Here is a 17271-nt window from a genome sequence, read left to right as displayed (position 1 = left end):
TCAATCCATTTTAACAAGGAGATTTTGAAATCTCTTTTTTATTTATTACAAGAAAGGTATGATGATAGAATACCCTTAAAAAGAAATGAATGGGAAAATAGATTAAATATATACTGTTTAAGGATTCGCATCCGATTATATTTAGGTGGAGGAAACCAATGAAACTAATTATTATCTTTGGACCGCAAGCAGTTGGTAAAATGACCGTTGGACAGGAACTGGAGAAGATCACCGATCTGAAGCTGTTTCATAATCATATGACGATCGATCTTGTATCCCCCTATTTTAGCTATAGCACTTCAGAGGGGAAGAGACTTGTAGGATTGTTTCGGGAGGAGATCTTTCGTGCGGTTGCTCAGAGTGAGCTTCCGGGTCTTATTTTTACATTTGTATGGGCTTTTGACGTGGAGCAAGATCATGCCTATATTCGTCATCTTACCGATATGTTTGTTTCCCAAGGTGCGGAAGTATGTTATGTAGAACTAGAAGCGAACGTTGCAGAACGACTGGAACGGAACAAAAGCTCCAATCGTTTACTTCATAAACCAACCAAAAGAGACATTGCTTGGTCTGAGGGAGAATTATTGCATTCTATGAGAAAATATCGATTAAATTCCGAACCGGGAGAAGTTAAACATGAGCATTATCTTCGAATAGATAATACAAATCAAAGTGCTGAGCAATCGGCGCAACGGATTCGGCAACACTTTAATTTGTAGTTTAATACAACTGACCAGCTTGTTTAAGAATATTCATACTAAGGTTGAAATACTCTACTAAACAGGAGGATACGAATGTATTTCTTAATGCTTGTATTGGTAGGCATTGTTTCGTGTATTATGTTTCCTTATGGCCCAATCATCGTGGGAGGTATCGTCTTTGCCGTTGTTATTGATCAATACAGGCAGACGATGTATATGCGTCAAGATATACAGACGATCAAAAATCATCTGAAATTAATGACTAAAGAAGAGTCAGAAGATTACGAGGCGAATCAGGCATACAAAGATATAGATCGAATCTCATCCGAGAGAATGGAAGTTATTAATCGTAAGATTGAGGCGGAATTGGAGCGGGACAGCAAACATAAAAAAACGTAATCCCAATCAGAGACTGTTAGCGTTTTCTAGTTGCATAAAACAGTGAAATGTAATACCATGAACGCACATATAGTTCACATTGAAGAGATAAGGGCATGTCCAGTAACCTCAAGGCGCAGGTATGGTTTGCCTTTTTCTGTATATTGGAGTGATGAAGTGAGAATTGAGAAGGTGTTAAACAATAATGCGGTAGTCGCCATCAAAGATGAACAGGAAGTTATTGTTATTGGTAGAGGTATCGCTTTTCAAAAAAAGGCGGGTGATCTGATCTCTGACCAGCATGTTGACAAGATCTTTACTTTACAGAATGAAGATATTCAGGAAAACTTCAAGGCTTTAATTGCCAGCATTCCACTTGAGTATATGAAAGTGTCCGAAGAAATTATTGCGTATGCCAAGCTGAAGCTTGGGAAGAAGTTAAATGAGAGTATCTATCTGCATCTTACGGATCATATTCATTTTGCCATTGAGCGGTATCGCAATAATCTTCCGATTCGGAATGGGTTGTTATGGGAAACCAAGCAGTTGTATAAGGATGAGTATGAAGTGGGGCTTGAAGCGTTAAATATGATCTGTGATCAATTTGGAGTGCTTTTGCCGGAGGATGAGGCCGGATTTATGGCATTGCATTTTGTGAATGCAGCACTTAACGAAGAGATGCCCAATATACGTAGCATGACGCAGGTGATGCAGGAGATTCTGACCGTTATTAAATATCACTTCAAAATAGACTTTGATGAGAATGCGTTGAACTATACTCGTTTTGTTACTCACCTGAAGTATTTCGCGCAGCGGATGGTGAAGGGGAAACACTATAAGAGCAACAATGATGATGAATTGTTTCAGATGATTCAGAAAAAATACCCGGATGCATACAAGTGCTCTGTTAAAATCAAAAAATTCATTGAAAATAACTACACCTATCAACTGACTGACGAAGAAATGATGTATTTAACCATTCATATTGAGCGAGTGGTCAATGCAACATCTGAATAATCATGACGATTAACCAATAAATTAAAAAAGTGCTTGCAAACATAGTGCGGATGTACTATGATGATGTCAAGAAGTAAGCGCATACATTATCCAAACGGATTGTTACTGTTCAATCAGGCAATGCCGGACCGAAAGGTTTGAGGATGAATCAATGTGCTTGCAGTTTATAATCAAATATCAATGTGTACAGCCTTACAGGGTTGCAACCGTTAAGGGCAAAACCTGAATTGCTGAATAACATGACTGATTTCCGGATCTCCGGTACGTTGTGATTGTTCAGTAGTTCAGGTTTTCTTTGTTTCACAAGCATGGGGAGTCTACTTAGAGAGGAAGAATGACAATGAGCAACTACGATCAATTAGCAAAAGACATTCTGTCACGGGTTGGTGGACCTGAGAACGTAAACAGTGTATTCCATTGCGTAACGAGATTGCGGTTTAAACTGAAAAATGAAAGCGTAGCCAAAACAGAAGAACTGAAAAATATGCCTGGTGTAATTACCGTTATGCAGAGCGGAGGACAATATCAAGTCGTAATCGGCAACGAAGTGCCGGACGTATATAAAGCTGTGGTTAAAGTAGGCAATCTGTCTGCTGAGGGTCAAGTCGATGCGGATGATGCAGACTCCGGTCCAAAAGGCAATTTGTTTAACCGTTTTGTCGATATGATCTCCGGTGTATTTACTCCGGTTCTCGGATTGCTTGCAGCAACAGGGATGATCAAAGGTTTCACGGCGATGTTCGTGTCCCTTGGTTGGATTAATAATACGGAAGGTACGTATGCGTTGTTAAACGCTATTGGAGATTGTTTGTTTTACTTCTTCCCGATCTTCCTTGGATACACAGCCATTAAAAAATTCGGTGGAAGCCCGTTCCTGGGTATGGCCATCGGTGCATCGTTAGTCTACCCGACACTTGCGGGAATACGCGCTGGGGAACCGATGTACACTTTGTTTGCAGGCACTTTGTTTGAATCACCGATCCGGATAGAGTTTCTAGGTATTCCGGTCATTTTGATGGATTATGCCTCATCCGTTATCCCGATTATTATAGCTACGTTCTTCGCGGTTAAAATTGAACGTTTCTTCAAAAAAGTTATGCCTAAAGTAGTCAGTAACTTCTTGGTTCCATTTTGTACGTTGCTCGTTATTGTACCCCTTACATTTTTGGTTATTGGCCCGATTGCGACATGGGCAGGTCAACTGTTAGGTGCATTTACATCTTCCATTTACGGACTGAGTCCGTTACTTACAGGTCTTGTAATCGGTGGTTTGTGGCAAGTATTCGTCTTGTTCGGACTCCACTGGGGACTCGTTCCATTGGTATTCGTTAACCTTGCTACGCTTGGTTATGATTCGATTCTGGCACTTTCTTTTGCAGCTTCCTTTGCTCAGATCGGTGCAGTGCTGGCGGTTATGCTGAAAACGAAAAGCCAAAAAGTGAAAACACTCGGTGCACCTGCATTCATTTCCGGTATATTCGGTGTAACTGAGCCAGCGATTTACGGTGTGACACTACCACTCAAAAAACCATTTATTATGAGCTGTATTGCTGGTGGTATTGGTGGAGGTATCCTTGGTTTGTTCGGAGCGAAAGGTTACATCATTGGTGGTCTAGGGATCTTCGGTTATCCGAGCTATGTAAGCCCTACAGAAGGAATGAATTCCGTATTCTTCTGGGTTGTAGCAGCTACAATTATCGCATTCATTCTTGGTTTCATCTTGACTTATGTTGTGGGCTTCAAAGATCCAGTTGAAAAAACAGCCGCTCCGGCACCTGTACTTGATCCTAACCCGAATAACCGTTATGAAATCGTTAGCCCAATGGCTGGTGAAGTGGTTGAACTGAAAGAAATTAACGATGTTACGTTTGCAGGAGAACATATGGGTAAAGGGATTGCCATCCGTCCAACCAGTGGTAGAGTTGTGTCCCCGATTACAGGTGTTGTGCAAACCGTGTATCGTACCAAACACGCAATTGGTCTTGTTACAGATGATGGTGTAGAGATGCTGATTCACATTGGTCAAGATACGGTGCAATTGAAAGGCCAACACTTTACTGCACATGTCAAAGATGGTGATCGTGTCAATGCAGGTGATCTCATTATGGAGTTTGATCTGCAAGCGATTAAAGATGCGGGATACGAGATCGTAACCCCAGTAATTATCACCAATACTTCCAGTTATCTCGACGTTGTCCCTACTAAAAGTCAGACTGTGAACGAGCAGGATAAACTGCTGACAGTACTGAACTAATACGTGCTTGAACGGATTGAACTGGATCATAAATGCCTATGATGAATCGGAGGAATTATTCAAATGGTTGAAAAAATGAAGGCCTTTCCAGATGATTTTCTCTGGGGAGGAGCAACGGCAGCGAATCAACTGGAAGGTGCTTATCTTGAAGGGAGGAAAGGGTTAACTACGGTTGATCTGATCCCGATTGGAGCCAATCGTTTTCCGATTGCGCTGGGTAATCTGGATTCGTTTGAACCCAAAGAAGGAGAATTCTATCCTTCACATGACGCGATTGATTTTTATCATCGGTACAAGGAAGATATTGCTTTATTTGCAGAAATGGGATTCAAGTGCCTCAGGCTTTCGGTAGCCTGGGCACGGATTTTCCCGAACGGTGATGATGCAGAGCCGAATGAAGCGGGGCTTCAGTTTTATGATGATGTCTTTGATGAACTGTTAAAACACAATATTGAACCCGTCGTGACCATATGTCACTTTGATGTACCTGTGAATTTGGTGAAGAACTACGGTGGCTGGAAAAACCGCAAGATGGTCAGCTTTTTCGAAACCTATGCCAAAACACTGTTTACTCGTTACAAAGATAAAGTGAAATACTGGATGACATTTAACGAAATCAACATGCTGCTTCATCTGCCTTATATTGGTGCGGGGATCGTGCTTCAGGAAGGTGAGGACAAAGAGCAAGTGTTGTATCAGGCGGCTCACCATGAGCTGGTTGCAAGTGCACTGGCAGTTAAAGCTTGTCACGAGATTATTCCGAGTGCACAGATTGGATGTATGCTGGCCGCGGGTACGGTGTACCCTTACAGTTCACATCCGGATGATGTGTGGAAAGCGATGGATAAAGACCGGGAATCATTCTTCTTTATTGATGTACAGTCCAAAGGAGAGTACCCGGGTTATACCAAACGTTTCTTCAGAGAGAATAATATCCGTATTGAGATGCAGCCAGAAGATGCCGAAATTTTGAAGCATCATACAGTGGATTACATTGGTTTTAGCTATTATGCAAGCCGTTGTACAAGTGCTGATCCTGAAGTGTTGAAGGACTCCACCGAAGGCAACGTGTTTGGATCGGTGAAGAATCCGTATCTTCAAGCGTCCGAATGGGGCTGGACCATTGATCCCAAAGGGCTTCGTATTACGTGTAACCAGCTTCATGATCGCTACGGCAAACCGTTGTTTATTGTCGAAAATGGACTCGGTGCGACCGATGTGTTGCTGGATAATGACACGGTTGAAGATGACTATCGCATTGAGTATCTGAATAGCCACTTCGCTGAGATGGCCGAAGCGATTCAGGATGGTGTAGAACTGATCGGGTACACCAGTTGGGGTCCCATTGATCTGGTTAGCGCAGGTACGGGTGAGATGAAGAAGCGGTATGGCTACATTTATGTAGACAGAAATAACGATGGAAGCGGAACACTTCGTCGGGTAAGAAAGAAAAGCTTCCATTGGTACAAAGAGGTTATTGCAAGTAATGGCGCAAAATATTTCTAGACCAAGAACAGTCCCGTTCGCACGGGATTGTTTTTGGTTTTTATAAGGAATCAATGGCTTGACGTCCGTTTGACTCGTGTTATGGGTTTTATTATAATTTATAAATGTAGAAAATCTTGTCAACTAAGAAGGGGGAGTCATCAGCCATGAAGAAAAAATCACTTGCGTTTATATCTTCAGGATATGGATACTCCACTGCGGTATTTTTCTAGAATCCAAAACACGGGACAAGTCTGCCCAAATGGAGATCAAAATAATGAAAAACCGTAGAAAAATCTTAGGAATGATGAGGTAATGAACATGACAAATGAAAAAATTACGAGAAAAAATCCAACCAATATGCCATCCCCTGTAGGGAATTATACGCATATCACAAAAATTCCGAGAAATGCAGAGTTGTTTGTGACATCAGGGTAGGTTGGCGTAGATGTGAATGGTCAATTTCCGAATACGTTGAATGAACAAGTCACCAATACATTTCACAATATCAAAATCGTTATGCAATCCGAAGATTTGCATGCTGAACATATTATAAAAGTGAATGTGTGGGCAACGGAGAAAATAGACTGGGATTACCTGTACAACGAATGGGAGCAATTATTCGATCATGATTATCCTGCAATGACGATTGGATATATTACAGAGTTAGGTCTGCCTGAGATCAAGATTGAAATCGAAATTTGGGCTGCAAAACTATAAAACCAAATACATTTCTATAAATGCGATGGAGCTTCTATCTTGTAGAAGCTCCATCGTTTTATTTGCATAATGACGATGAAATATAAGGCAATAAGGGTCAACCTAATAGGTTAGCGGTAAATGAACACACGCATCTTTATGGGACTTGCACACTTTGATTGGCATTCAGCCGCCCGTACGTCCAATAGATGCCTGAACCCGATACAGGGTCTGAAGCGAAACATAGGGCATCCCGAATTTGGGCGTTCGTTTTGCCTTGGGATGCGAGTAAAGCAGCCACGCCAGCAACTTGCGGAGCGGCCATTGATGTTCCACTAAGATAAGCGTACGATCCACCAAGGTACGTGGAGAGAATAGTATCACCCGGTGCAGCCATATCTACCCAAGAACCGTAATTGGAGAAATTCGATTTCAGGTCGGATGAGTTGGTGGATGCAACAGCGATGACGTTAGCATACGATGCTGGAACAATCGGAAATGACGTATTGTCATTACCTGCTGCTGCAATAATGACAGCTCCCCGATCCCATGCGTACTGAACAGCAGCCTGAAGGAAAGCATCTCCTGTCGGTCCACCCAGACTCAGATTGATCACTTGAACGCCGTTATTGGCTGCAAAAACAAGCCCATTGCCCACGTTACCAATCGTCCCTTGGCCGTTGTTGTCGAGCACACGAAGCGGTACGATGGAAGCGAGAGGTGCTGTGCCCGCAATCCCAACACCATTATTGGTAATGGAAGCAGCGATACCGGCAACATGGGTGCCATGTCCATTTCCATCCTCAGGGATGTTGTCATAATCAACGTAATCGTAACCGGGCAAGAGCTTGGATGCAAGTTCAGGATGATTCAACTGTACACCCGTATCAATGATGGCAATTTTAATCGAGCTGTTACTCTGAGTGATATCCCATGCAGCAGGTGCATTGATTTTGGTGAGATTATATTGATAAGGGAAGAAGGGATCATTGGGTATGAATGAAGCTTCAACCAGATAGTTGGGATGTGCATGTTCAATGAGATCATGATCCTTGTACTGCTTGAGCATCCTGTGCATTTTTTTGCGAGATTCGATTCGGTACCACCCGAGGTCTTCATAGGTTTCGGCGACTTTGCATTTCGTTTTTCGATGAAGGGTGTGCATCTGATCAGGGGTTGTACCTTCTTTGAACTTGAGTAACAGTTGATGGGGGGCGTGAGGATCGAATGTATTTGCTTCCCTTTGGTCGATATAACGAAGGGTGAGCCAGGTGGAGATCAAAATGAAAACGGCCAAGATGCCTAACCATAACCACATCGGCTTTACCCCTTTCCATATTGGATTCTGACACGCCTTATCCTATGCGGAATCTATGAAAATGCGCGGGCTTGCTTCCAAATTGGTCGTGAGTATAGATAGATTCATAGGTTTGAATATCGCTAATTGATAGGTTTATAAGAATTCGTTAAGATGAAGAGAAGTATTTTATAAAAGAAAATAAGGAATGTGATATGGTTGACAGAACATCAGGTGAAGCCCGAAGTAAGACCTGTTCGATCCTATGAGATTCAGGAAGCGATTGATTTTGCTATGCGTGTGCGTAGTGAAGTATTTCCGATGATGGATCATAGCGTATTGCCTAAGGATTTTAAGCAGTTCGACGAATATTACATGAACCGGAATGATACTGTTTTTGTGATTGCACGATCGGATGAAGCAGGTATTATCGGTTCGATTGGTATTGTTCCTTATGATGGGCGAATTCAGGTTATTGAAGGTCGTTACTCGGCTCATACCGCAGCTGAGATTGTAAAATGTTACGTTGATCCTGCTTACCGAAGGTATGGCATTGGTTCACGATTGGTACAAGAACTGCAACGGACCGTGACTAAAATGCAGTATACAACGTTATATCTGCATACCCATCGTTTTCTGCCAGGAGCCGTGAATTTCTGGGAGCGTCAAGGGTTTACATTTATTACGGAAGAGCAAAATGAATGGCAAATCGTGCATATGGATAAACCCATCAACATTTAGATCGGAGAGATGTAGGAATGTACACAAGTCTGATTGAGAAACTGGCCCACACAAAGGCGTTAAAATGGTTCCCGAACCATCAAGTTCAAGAAAGCTGGATTGTCGAGGTTGAACAGGAGCTGGGTTTTTCATTGCCTCCTTCCTACCGATGGTGGCTTCTCAATTATGGACAAGCGATGTTAAGCGGGACAGGAATTCTAACCATTACTTCATCAGAGCACAGAGAGTACACGGATACGGACATTCTCTATATCTACAGACTGGCAGATGAACAGGCAAAGCAGGAAGGCAAGCTGGAATTGTTTATCCCGGATGAGGATGAATATTACTATTTCGATACAAGAATGGCTGATGCACGCGGAGAATTCAAGGTGATGCGTTTAGATTACTTTAATGGAGAGCCTGAAGTGTATGCGGATTCTTTTGCCGAATTTCTAGAAAAGTTGATTGATCAACGAACACCTCGGAACGCTTAGTACAGTAAAACGTAAGGTTTCAGACAGAGAATACAACTGGGGGAATAACAGATGAGCAACATAAAACCAAAAATCGTATTTATTGATATTGATGGCACGTTGGTAGACGATGACGGTAATATCCCATTGTCTGCTCAAGAGGCTTGTAAACAAGCGCGTAAGAATGGACATCTGCTGTATTTATGCACAGGCCGCTCTAAGGCTGAGATCTATGATTCGATCTGGGATGTAGGCTTTGACGGATTGATTGGAGCAGGCGGCGGATACGTGGAGTATGGTTCTGACGTGTTATATCATAAAAAAGTAACGGCAGAAGATGTTCGTCATATGGTCGATTTCTTCAATGAACACGGCATTGATTTCTATCTTGAATCCAACTCGGCATTGTACGCAAGCAGTAATCTTCAATCCCATTTGGAACGCCGTATCTATGGCGATATCGAGAATGATCCAGTTGCGCGGGAGAAAAAGGAAACAAAACCTCATCCGTTTATCGCAGGATTAACGTACGGCGAAGCCGATCTGTATAAAGATGACGTAAATAAGGTCTGTTTTCTGGAAAGTACAGTCGTCCCGTTTGAACGAATCAAACAGGAATTTGAAGGCAAGTTTGAGGTGATTCAGTGTACGGTACCTGTTTTCGGGGAAGGTAGTGGAGAGCTGATGATTCCAGGAATTCACAAAGCGATTGCGATTGCTGATCTGTTAGAGCATCTGGGAATGTCGAGAGAAGATACACTGGCCATCGGTGATGGCATGAATGATGCAGAGATGCTGGAGTTCTGTGCTGTAGGGATTGCGATGGGCAATGCGAAGCCTGGGCTGAAAGCCATTGCTGATGATATCACGGGCTCCGTGGAAGAAGATGGATTGTATCATAGTTTTGTGAAATATGGATTAATAGAGGCGTAAGGTTACTTGTATGGAACCAGAGAGGAGAGGTGAGTACATGCCTGAGAGCATAAAAGTGGAATTTGAACTTAGTGCTTGGGGACAGGAAAACACGCAAGATGGAGGAGGCTCTTTTCAAAAACATGAGCTGTTGAAAATACGTACGGTATCTAAAGACATCACGCTTGAGCAGCTTGAAGCAATGGTAAAAGAGATGATCGCAGATATCAAAAAGGTATATCCCCAGCCAGAGCAGTTGGGCGTTAAAGTTACATTAAGAGCCAAAGAAACAGATGGCATATTCACATATCTTGACTGATGAATAACTTTGATACGTTATTGGATCTCGTATAACATTTGCCTTTCTTTGACCGATATATGAAGAGGTATACGAAATAATAAGACAAGGCGAAAGGAGTGCACATGATGGATATCGCAGCACTATCTATGGCCAAGAGTCAGGCTTCGCTAGCTCAGGCGGCAAGTCTGCAAGTGATGTCAATGACCAAAGATATGGCACAGCAGCAAGGTCAGCAGATGGCCGAGATGTTGAAGTCGGCGCAAGCTCCTCACCCCAATCTGGGAAGAAGTCTTGATATTTCGGTATAATCCCTTTCGGGATGAAGATCAAGATGTTTTGTTTCACAAAACATGCAGCAAGCACAACGTGAAGCCGTTTCAATTCGAAGGAATTGGAACGGCTTCACGTTTGTTTTTCCCGATAAAATCTATATTAAACTGATCTTGGTAAGTCCGGTGCTACGTTCTCAAAAGGCAGCTTATCTTTCAATGTCCACAGCTCATCATAGCTGGAAATTTGCACATCTGCTTTGGACAGATTCTGATTGCCCGACCCCGGATTATGATATCCGATACAACGCATGCCTGCACTTTTGGCGGCTTGAACACCGTTGCGTGAATCCTCTATAACCAGACAATTCGCCGGAGATACACCGATTCGCTCGGCTGCGGCCAGGAAAATATCCGGAGCCGGTTTGCCGTGTTCAACCTCTTCACCAGTCAGGCGAACATCAAAGAACGCACCCAATCCCGTTTTCTCCATGATTAGATCAATGAGTGCCCGAGGGGATGAGGAAGCAACGGCAATCGGGATGTGTTGCTCATGTAGCCAGCGAATCCACCGTTCTACCCCAGGCATAGCCACAAGCTTGGCATGAGCTAACATCTTTTCCATGACATGCTGTTGATGATACGCAAGAATCTCTTCCAGCGGCACCTTGACCTGATATTTGTCGATAACTTGTTGCCACATGGATTCTAGCGTGACACCGACAAAAGAATGATGTTCTTTCAACGTCACGGCTGCCCCAAAATGATCAAATGAACTCCGCTCTATCTCGAAATAAATCGGTTCACTGTCGATCAGAACGCCATCCATATCAAAAATGACCCCTTGAATAGAAAGATGACGATGTTCATCCTGCATCTGATTCCTGTCCAGACGTCCAGCCACTTGATCTGCTGTCATGCTGCATTCCTCCTCTGAATGATGTCTCATATGTTTTAGTGTAACTGCTTTTTATTCAGCATTCCAGCAAGCTACGAAGAACGAATTAATTGGATTGCAGTACAACCTTGATGGCGTGAGAGGAGGCTTGTAAGGTGCGTCCCTGTATATCGCATCCAAGTGTGCGGAATGCTTCTTCGTAATCTTCCAGCGGAAAAGAATGGGTTATAATTTTTTTGGCAGGAATAATCTGTTGTTCAATCATATAATGTGCGGTAGCAAACGTTCCAAGGGAGTCAATAGAGCCGATAATTTTCAGGCTGCGATCCACAACTTCCTTCGGGTTAAAGGACGTATTCCCATCCCGTAAACCAACCAGCATCAGATAGCCGCCACTAGCAAGCTGTGATAATACTTGAGTGCCTACAACACCAGTGGTATCTACAATCATATCGACTTGTCCGGTTGCAGGGGCAATGTCTGCGATCGCCTGCTCAAAGGAAGCATGAACTTGCCAGCGGTCTGGTGCAATGGAGCCTGCAATAGATAAGCGTTCTTCGGAGATGTCGACAAGACTTCCCGTTACGCCTTTGGAAGCGAGTGCGTAGCTGTATAGGATGCCAATGGGCCCGGCACCAAGAATAATCGTTCTGAAATTCGGCAACAAGTGAATCTGGTTAATGCCTGTCAACATACAGCTTAGCGGCTCGGTTAGAGTGGCTTCTTCGTAGCTAACATGATCTTTTAATTGATATAAAAAGCGATCTTCTGTCACGTAATAATCCGTAAACGTGCCATCTGCACTTACTCCCGTTTCCGTAACGGACTTGTGAGTACAGTGGTTCTGCCTTACTGTCCTGCACATCTCGCATTGACCACAGTAATACGTAGGGTCGATGACCACACGATCTCCTGGTTGCAGAGTGGTGACGGCGGAGCCGACAGCAATTACTTCACCTGCGGATTCATGTCCAAGAATGACGGAAGGAATCGCATGATATTTTCCGCTAACAATGCCTAAATCTGTTCCACAGACCCCGGTTGCCCGTATACGCACAAGCACCTGATTATCTCTGGTAATTTCGGGAACGGGTCGTTCCTCGAGTGCGATATCCCATGCAGATTTATATACTAATGCAAGCATGATGGAACCTCCTTTTTTTGTAGGAACTACATTTTTTCAAACTACATTTTGATGCTAAAATAACTTCCCATCATTAATGAACGCTGGCGAGGACAGAATCCAATCGATCGACAATCTCAACCAGTTCGTCTTCGGTCGTTGTCAGAGAAGGGCGTACTTTAACGACGTTGCCAAAGCCGTACCGTGAACTGCGTAGAATCAAATGTTGATCTTCAAAGGCACGGTCGATGATCGCATTGGTTTTTGGAGTATCTGGCTCATTTTGATCACCCACGATTTCAAGTCCCCACATGAGTCCCACTCCGCGGGCTTCTCCGATGCTAGGATATTTAAGAGCGAGCTCGTGTAGCAGTCCGCCAAGCAAAATTCCTTTTCGTTTGACCGCATCCAGAAATCCCGGTTCTGAGACCACTTCCAGTGTGGATTTGGCAGCGGTGACCGAGATGAGATTACTGCCTGAGGTAAAAGAATGCTCATGTTTTTCCAGTACATTTAATCGAGATTGCATCAGAACTGCAGCTACAGGTACACCGATACCGCCAAGGCCTTTGGCAAGTGTAATCATGTCGGGCTGGATATCAAATAATTCGCTAGCAAACATCGTACCCGTACGTCCGACACCCGTTTGAACTTCATCAGCAATGAGAAGCATGTTGTTCTCATCACATAATTGGCGAAGGCGCTTGAAATATCCTAACGGTGGAACGATGTTGCCGCCATTTCCGAGAATGGGCTCAATAATCATACAAGCAACCGAGCCTGAGCTGGCATACTCTATAGCATCAGATATCGCTTCAACACATTGATATCCGCACTCGCTACTTTCACTTTTGAACGGGCAACGATAACAATATGGTGCGGGTACATGAACCGCATTAGGCGCTGACGAATTAGGAAAACGCTTGCGTCTAAAGGCATTACCTGAGATGCCCGTTGCGAATTGGGTCTGTCCATGATGAGAAAGGTACAAGCTGATGATGTCCGTTGATCCTGTATACTTCTGGGCAATTTTAGTTGCGCACTCATTGGCCGTAGACCCGGTAATATCCCGCATCCATCCGGCATCGATATTGTTCGGAGCGTACTCAATCAAGTGTTCCAATACTTCATTGACGTAAGGTTCCGTGAAGGAGGAAGACATATGCGTAAGATTGCCGACTTGTTCCTGAATTTTATTGACTACATGTGGATGATTATATCCCAAGGACAGATTAAACGTACCCGAGACGCCATCTAGATATTCCACACCTGCATCGTCAATCAACTTAATCCCTTTTCCGACTGTAAAGCGGTTATTGGTTAAAGTTTGCATTCGGATTCCTCCAATAGTTTAGTGTACTAGCTAGGTGAACAATATGATTCATTCCGGATGGTTTGGGCATCCCCCCTTTCAGGTGTTGAAGTCAGTAGCCTTGCAAATTATATTTCTTTGGTTTGTTGCGGGAATGCAGAGCTCAACGATTCATCTCGAGTGTTCCACAGGTGGGAGAGGATCAATGTCAGCAATAAAAGCAAACAAAATCCCGCTAAAATCATGATGGTGCCGACGATCGGCCATGCGCTCATACTCCATCCCGTGAGATACTGTAACGTTGCACCGCCAATACCGCCGGAGGCAATCAATATACTCGTTGTCCTTTCCGTCATGCCAGGAATCAGTACATTCGCATAGACGAGTGCGATGCAGAATAAACCCGACATAAATAATCCTGTTCCAAAGATTAGCCCATATGTTACCCATTGACCGGACACGAATATCATAGATACCGTAAACAGCAATGTTCCTATCGTGCTCCAGATCAAGAAGGGCATATAATTGACGGCTTCAGCGATTTTGCCAGAGAAAAGGCGTCCTACAATCATGGCAATCCACAGAATAGATACACTTAGGGAGGCGATAGATTCTTTCAGCTCCAAACGTTCTACCAGAATGGAGGGCAGGAAATTCATCAATCCAAGCTCCAGTCCCATGTAAACAAAGAAAAAGACAACGAAGAGGGAGAGCAGCCCCAGATTTTTTTTGGAATAACGGACTTTGTTTGCCCCCTGTTGTGTCGTGTTTTCTCCAGCCTGTTCGAGGTATTGTGCAGCAGGCCGAGGCATGGTGACCCATGAAACCATGAGGATGAGTGCGCAGGCAGCAACCGTGAAGAACGTCAAGTGCCACTGACCCAACCATATGAACAGAGCTGCCGCCGCGGGGATGAGAAGTGCGCCAAGGGCGAAATAAACATCCAGTTTGGACATGGCGACCGCTTTCTGATTTTCCGTAAATTCAATAGTGAAGGCTCCAACAGAAGGTTCGATGATGCCTGAGCCAAACCCGACAAGAATGGTTAACAAAAGCAGGACGTTCCACGAAGGCAACCATCCGAGCACCAAATAAGCTGCAATAATGAAGATCAACGCAAGGGTGAGCATCCATTTTCGACCAATTTTAGCCGTCATGGACGGTGACACAAGTACACCGACAAGAAACCCGAGAAACTGCAAAAATAGTAGAAATCCCCCGTCACTGTAACCGCGTTCATAATGAGGTAATAAAACGGGTAGAAGCGCACCAAGTACTACGCTGGTTATGCCAATCAGCAGATAGAAGCCGCAACTTAAAACGAATATTCTTTTCAAATGTCTACCTCCTTGAAGTGGATAACATTTTTATAAATTGAAATAAATGTTTATTTTATATTTAACTTATACCATAATTTTGAAAATGTACAAGCTTTTTATTGTAAAATTATGTTAAAGTTTGGCGAGGTCATTCTTTTTTTAGTTCATCCTGTCCGATTACAAGATTTATGTCGAAGGTGACTCAGTTGCGTCACTTTTCATTTCATGAGAAGATGAGGTTCAACGCTTTTAAGGTAAACGGAATAATTGTTCAAATGAATGAAAGAACAGTTGTATATACAGATCAAATAATGAGAAGCGGTGAAATATGTTAATCAACAAATACATAAGTGAGACGGGGCATTTTTCCCGCAGGGAAACGACTCGGCGCATTGCAGCCGGAAGAATTACAATCAACGGCAGGGTATGTGTAAAAGGAGATACGGTTGCACCAGGAGACATCGTGCTGATGGATGGGGAGCGCATTCCAGAGCGGAATCCTGAGGCCGTGTATATCGTTCTGAACAAACCCGTTGGCATTACATGCACGGCAGCTGAACATATTGAGGGCAATATCATTCAGTTTGTGAATTATCCTTCACGCATTTTTGCAGTCGGCCGGCTGGATAAAGCGTCAGAGGGGTTGATTTTACTCACCAATAATGGAGATATCGTGAACAAAATGATGCGTTCGGAGCATCATCATGAGAAAGAATATGTCGTTACCGTGGACAAGCCGGTCACTGTTGCATTTCTTCAATCCATGTCAAAAGGTGTGGAGATTCTGAATGTGGTTACCAAACCATGTGAGGTGTATAGACAAGACGAGAACGTCTTTCGAATTATTTTGACACAAGGGCTTAATTTACAAATCCGCCGAATGTGCAAAGCGCTGGGGTACAGGGTTTTAAAGCTGGAGAGAATTCGGATTATGAACATTACACTGGATGAACGGTTGAAAAGGGGAGAGTGGAGACATCTGGAGAAACAGGAGTTGGAGTTACTTATGTCTCAGTTAGATCAAGACAAAGCAGGGGATGAGTAGTGATGGACTTGCCCAATCTCTGTGATATAAGCTAATTTTTTTCGAAAAAGACGCAGAAGACACGACCCCGTTTGCTAGGGATCGTGTTTTTTACATTGTGAACGTGATTACGTAACTTCTAACGAGAAGTGAGTTAAGTGTTGCGACGTAATTTTGCCGAAAATACGTTGCGCTTTTTGCCTCTCGCCGTGCTCTCCGAAATGTAAGAGCCATACAACGTAAGGGATGCACCTAGTATGCTAACCCATGTCAGTTGCTCATGAAGAATAAGTGCAGATGAACCAACTGTAATCAGAGGTACGAGATAGATGTATACACTTGTTGGAATCGCTCCTAGTAGCTTAACGGCTTGATTCCATGTCACAAAACAAAGGGCTGAAGCGCCCACACCGAGAAAGAGAAGGTTCGATAAATGGGTGAGGTGTGTGAATCTAGCGACATTCAGGTCAGATTCTACTAAACCCAACGCTGGTAGCATGAATAGCAGGCCATAGAAAAACACTTTACGTGTTGCGCCTATAACGTTGTAGTTTCGTAATCCGATTTTACGCATCATAACCGAGTACACTGCCCACACCACAGGAGCGATAAATGCGAGTAGATCACCCAAGGGATTAAGTTGCAACATATAGCTTCCGTTCAGGGTAATCAGGATAATCCCACAGATCGCAATGCCAAATCCGCTTACAAAGCGGGGGGTTAACCGTTCCCCATCCAGAAAAAAGTGGGCAAGTACAGCGGTGAAGAAAGGAGCAACGGATACAATGATGCCTGCATTGGAAGCTGTTGTATGTACCAAAGCCATATTTTCAATGAGAAAATATAAGGTCACTCCGCATAAACCTGCACCGATAAATAATGCTTCTTCCCGCCAAGAAACGACTTTTTGAGTACGTGGATAGATCATCCAAAGAACGAGATAACCAATCAGAAAACGGAATAGTAAGATTTCAACAGGTGTAAAGTCCTTCAGTAACACTTTTGTTGAAACAAAAGTGGTTCCCCAGATGAGAATGGTAAATAAGGCAAGCAGGTGTCCAGCAACATGGTTGTGATTACGCATTA

General features: G+C 43.5%; 17 protein-coding genes and 1 pseudogene. 12 read left to right on the top strand and 6 right to left on the bottom strand.

Features of this window, described 5'->3' with window-relative positions:
• The first annotated feature begins 158 nt into the window (after positions 1 to 158).
• The 6 genes and pseudogenes from BLQ13_RS05565 to BLQ13_RS05540 all read left to right on the top strand — a co-directional run bounded on the left by BLQ13_RS05565 (position 159) and on the right by BLQ13_RS05540 (position 6555).
• Positions 159 to 719, top strand: a complete 561-nt coding sequence (locus BLQ13_RS05565; protein ID WP_090916900.1) for an AAA family ATPase — start codon at positions 159 to 161, stop codon at positions 717 to 719.
• Between the two features lie 75 nt (positions 720 to 794).
• Complete coding sequence (locus tag BLQ13_RS05560) at positions 795 to 1100, top strand: hypothetical protein (RefSeq protein WP_090916897.1); 306 nt, start codon at positions 795 to 797, stop codon at positions 1098 to 1100.
• A 156-nt stretch (positions 1101 to 1256) separates the two neighbouring features.
• Entirely contained in the window at positions 1257 to 2096 is an 840-nt protein-coding gene (gene licT, locus BLQ13_RS05555; protein WP_090916894.1) for a BglG family transcription antiterminator LicT, read from the top strand.
• Between the two features lie 340 nt (positions 2097 to 2436).
• Positions 2437 to 4350, top strand: coding sequence for a beta-glucoside-specific PTS transporter subunit IIABC (locus tag BLQ13_RS05550; RefSeq protein ID WP_090916892.1), 1914 nt, complete (start codon positions 2437 to 2439; stop codon positions 4348 to 4350).
• Positions 4351 to 4413: 63 nt separating this feature from the next.
• On the top strand, positions 4414 to 5856 hold the full coding sequence (locus tag BLQ13_RS05545) for a 6-phospho-beta-glucosidase (protein WP_090916890.1): 1443 nt from the start codon (positions 4414 to 4416) through the stop codon (positions 5854 to 5856).
• A 300-nt stretch (positions 5857 to 6156) separates the two neighbouring features.
• Positions 6157 to 6555 (top strand): annotated as a pseudogene (locus tag BLQ13_RS05540) (RidA family protein).
• A 136-nt stretch (positions 6556 to 6691) separates the two neighbouring features.
• On the opposite strand, the gene BLQ13_RS05535 reads toward BLQ13_RS05540, so the two are convergent.
• Positions 6692 to 7852, bottom strand: coding sequence for a S8 family peptidase (locus BLQ13_RS05535; protein WP_090916888.1), 1161 nt, complete (start codon positions 7850 to 7852; stop codon positions 6692 to 6694).
• 198 nt (positions 7853 to 8050) lie between these two features.
• On the opposite strand from BLQ13_RS05535, the gene BLQ13_RS05530 reads away from it, so the two are divergent.
• The 5 genes from BLQ13_RS05530 to BLQ13_RS05510 all read left to right on the top strand — a co-directional run bounded on the left by BLQ13_RS05530 (position 8051) and on the right by BLQ13_RS05510 (position 10548).
• Positions 8051 to 8572 carry a GNAT family N-acetyltransferase gene (locus BLQ13_RS05530; RefSeq protein WP_090916885.1) on the top strand — a complete coding sequence of 174 codons (522 nt, stop codon included), beginning with the start codon at positions 8051 to 8053 and terminating at the stop codon, positions 8570 to 8572.
• Between the two features lie 17 nt (positions 8573 to 8589).
• On the top strand, positions 8590 to 9048 hold the full coding sequence (locus BLQ13_RS05525) for an SMI1/KNR4 family protein (protein WP_090916883.1): 459 nt from the start codon (positions 8590 to 8592) through the stop codon (positions 9046 to 9048).
• Between the two features lie 51 nt (positions 9049 to 9099).
• Positions 9100 to 9960, top strand: coding sequence for a Cof-type HAD-IIB family hydrolase (locus tag BLQ13_RS05520; RefSeq protein WP_208606754.1), 861 nt, complete (start codon positions 9100 to 9102; stop codon positions 9958 to 9960).
• 37 nt (positions 9961 to 9997) lie between these two features.
• A complete protein-coding gene (locus BLQ13_RS05515) occupies positions 9998 to 10258 on the top strand; it encodes a hypothetical protein (RefSeq protein ID WP_090916881.1) in 261 nt (86 codons plus the stop codon).
• A gap of 104 nt (positions 10259 to 10362) precedes the next feature.
• Positions 10363 to 10548, top strand: coding sequence for a YjfB family protein (locus BLQ13_RS05510; RefSeq protein WP_420848903.1), 186 nt, complete (start codon positions 10363 to 10365; stop codon positions 10546 to 10548).
• Positions 10549 to 10672: 124 nt separating this feature from the next.
• Here BLQ13_RS05510 and BLQ13_RS05505 read toward each other — a convergent pair whose 3' ends face one another.
• The 4 genes from BLQ13_RS05505 to BLQ13_RS05490 all read right to left on the bottom strand — a co-directional run bounded on the left by BLQ13_RS05505 (position 10673) and on the right by BLQ13_RS05490 (position 15179).
• Positions 10673 to 11386 (bottom strand): HAD family hydrolase, encoded by a 714-nt coding sequence (locus BLQ13_RS05505; protein WP_090917314.1) that lies wholly within the window; start codon positions 11384 to 11386, stop codon positions 10673 to 10675.
• 127 nt (positions 11387 to 11513) lie between these two features.
• Positions 11514 to 12551, bottom strand: a complete 1038-nt coding sequence (locus BLQ13_RS05500; RefSeq protein ID WP_090916877.1) for a zinc-dependent alcohol dehydrogenase — start codon at positions 12549 to 12551, stop codon at positions 11514 to 11516.
• 73 nt (positions 12552 to 12624) lie between these two features.
• On the bottom strand, positions 12625 to 13863 hold the full coding sequence (locus BLQ13_RS05495) for an aspartate aminotransferase family protein (protein WP_090916875.1): 1239 nt from the start codon (positions 13861 to 13863) through the stop codon (positions 12625 to 12627).
• 107 nt (positions 13864 to 13970) lie between these two features.
• Positions 13971 to 15179: an MFS transporter gene (locus BLQ13_RS05490; RefSeq protein ID WP_090916873.1), complete on the bottom strand. Its 1209-nt coding sequence runs from the start codon at positions 15177 to 15179 to the stop codon at positions 13971 to 13973.
• A gap of 310 nt (positions 15180 to 15489) precedes the next feature.
• Between BLQ13_RS05490 and BLQ13_RS05485 the strand changes: the two genes are divergently transcribed.
• Positions 15490 to 16206: a pseudouridine synthase gene (locus BLQ13_RS05485; protein WP_090916871.1), complete on the top strand. Its 717-nt coding sequence runs from the start codon at positions 15490 to 15492 to the stop codon at positions 16204 to 16206.
• A 133-nt stretch (positions 16207 to 16339) separates the two neighbouring features.
• Here BLQ13_RS05485 and BLQ13_RS05480 read toward each other — a convergent pair whose 3' ends face one another.
• Positions 16340 to 17269 (bottom strand): DMT family transporter, encoded by a 930-nt coding sequence (locus tag BLQ13_RS05480; RefSeq protein WP_090917312.1) that lies wholly within the window; start codon positions 17267 to 17269, stop codon positions 16340 to 16342.
• Positions 17270 to 17271: the final 2 nt, after the last annotated feature.

Origin of the sequence: Paenibacillus polysaccharolyticus (genome assembly GCF_900102085.1) — a bacterium.
Taxonomy (GTDB): Bacteria; Bacillota; Bacilli; order Paenibacillales; family Paenibacillaceae; genus Paenibacillus; species Paenibacillus polysaccharolyticus.
This window is presented reverse-complemented; position numbering and strand designations above follow the sequence as displayed.

Bases quoted from the DNA above. Each gene is read 5' to 3' on its own strand.
- BLQ13_RS05565 (WP_090916900.1), top strand. From the start codon at position 159: ATGAAACTAATTATTATCTTTGGACCGCAAGCAGTTGGTAAAATGACC.
- BLQ13_RS05560 (WP_090916897.1), top strand. From the start codon at position 795: ATGTATTTCTTAATGCTTGTATTGGTAGGCATTGTTTCGTGTATTATG.
- BLQ13_RS05550 (WP_090916892.1), top strand. From the start codon at position 2,437: ATGAGCAACTACGATCAATTAGCAAAAGACATTCTGTCACGGGTTGGT.
- BLQ13_RS05545 (WP_090916890.1), top strand. From the start codon at position 4,414: ATGGTTGAAAAAATGAAGGCCTTTCCAGATGATTTTCTCTGGGGAGGA.
- BLQ13_RS05535 (WP_090916888.1), bottom strand. From the start codon at position 7,852: ATGTGGTTATGGTTAGGCATCTTGGCCGTTTTCATTTTGATCTCCACC.
- BLQ13_RS05525 (WP_090916883.1), top strand. From the start codon at position 8,590: ATGTACACAAGTCTGATTGAGAAACTGGCCCACACAAAGGCGTTAAAA.
- BLQ13_RS05520 (WP_208606754.1), top strand. From the start codon at position 9,100: ATGAGCAACATAAAACCAAAAATCGTATTTATTGATATTGATGGCACG.
- BLQ13_RS05515 (WP_090916881.1), top strand. From the start codon at position 9,998: ATGCCTGAGAGCATAAAAGTGGAATTTGAACTTAGTGCTTGGGGACAG.
- BLQ13_RS05510 (WP_420848903.1), top strand. From the start codon at position 10,363: ATGATGGATATCGCAGCACTATCTATGGCCAAGAGTCAGGCTTCGCTA.
- BLQ13_RS05505 (WP_090917314.1), bottom strand. From the start codon at position 11,386: ATGCAGGATGAACATCGTCATCTTTCTATTCAAGGGGTCATTTTTGAT.
- BLQ13_RS05500 (WP_090916877.1), bottom strand. From the start codon at position 12,551: ATGCTTGCATTAGTATATAAATCTGCATGGGATATCGCACTCGAGGAA.
- BLQ13_RS05495 (WP_090916875.1), bottom strand. From the start codon at position 13,863: ATGCAAACTTTAACCAATAACCGCTTTACAGTCGGAAAAGGGATTAAG.
- BLQ13_RS05485 (WP_090916871.1), top strand. From the start codon at position 15,490: ATGTTAATCAACAAATACATAAGTGAGACGGGGCATTTTTCCCGCAGG.
- BLQ13_RS05480 (WP_090917312.1), bottom strand. From the start codon at position 17,269: ATGCGTAATCACAACCATGTTGCTGGACACCTGCTTGCCTTATTTACC.